Here is a 1,046-nt window from a genome sequence, read left to right on the forward strand (position 1 = left end):
GCCTTTATTATACATGATTATTGGAACAAAAAGGCTAATTGTTGATACTAGAATTTTTCCCCTTTAAAGCACGCGCTCTTAGTTTAGCAATTCGAGACTGTTTTCTCCTCACTTCAAAAGAGAATCCGCGCCCAGTCACTTCAGATACTGGCGACACATACATAAAAGCATTCGCATCCATTTCAGTTACTTGGTTTTTCAACCGTAATAATTCTTCACGGTCAACAACTGTAGTAATCACCGCACGTGATTTCTTAGTATATCCACCCTTAGCCGTATAGATTGTTGTCGCACGGGCCAATTCTGTTAAAATAAATTCGTTGATTTCCCCAGCAATTTCTGATGTAATATTCACGTTGTATCTTGCAGAACCACCAGTGATTACGCGGTCAACAACGACATTGGCCAGTAGGACCCCGATTGTGGCATACAAACCACGTTCAATCCCAAATACCAGCATATTCGCAAGCAAGATGGTCATATCGGAAATCATGACCCCTGTCGCAAAAGTGATAGGTAGGTACATGTTCATTATTTTGGCAATAATATCTACCCCACCAGTTGTGGCACCGGCATTAAAAACTAAGCCGACACCAGTTGAAAGGAGGACTTGTCCCAAAATCAAGTTGACCAAGGGATCATCAGCAACTGCCCCTGTAACTGGTACAAACCGTTCGAATAAGGCATAAAAGCCTGAATAGAGGATGACAGAATACAGGGTTGTCCCACCAAACTCCTTACCAATCACCATAATACCAATGACCAGTAAGACTATATTAATGGCAAAAAGGATCGCTGAATAAGGTAGCGGAATAAATGGTGCCAATACCTGCGCCATACCCCCAGTACCCCCACCGACAAGGGAATCAGGTACTAAGAAGAAATATAAACCAATGGTCATGCTTAAAGTCCCCAAAGTGATGATGAATAATTGCTGAATATCTATAACTGCTAATACTTTTTTCAATTTAATACCTCTCTTTCTTGTCCAATCTAATACACAAAATATAACAAAATACCCCTGGGTAATCAATCAGCGACCCTCG

The 1,046-nt window shown here is 41.1% G+C and carries 1 protein-coding gene; it reads right to left on the reverse strand.

The window, feature by feature from the left end:
- Nucleotides 1-34 precede the first annotated feature (34 nt).
- On the reverse strand, nucleotides 35-967 hold the full coding sequence (locus tag ACRCJ0_RS15110) for a YitT family protein (protein WP_417893549.1): 933 nt from the start codon (nucleotides 965-967) through the stop codon (nucleotides 35-37).
- Nucleotides 968-1,046 lie beyond the last annotated feature (79 nt).

The organism is Aerococcus sp. L_32 (assembly GCF_050689315.1).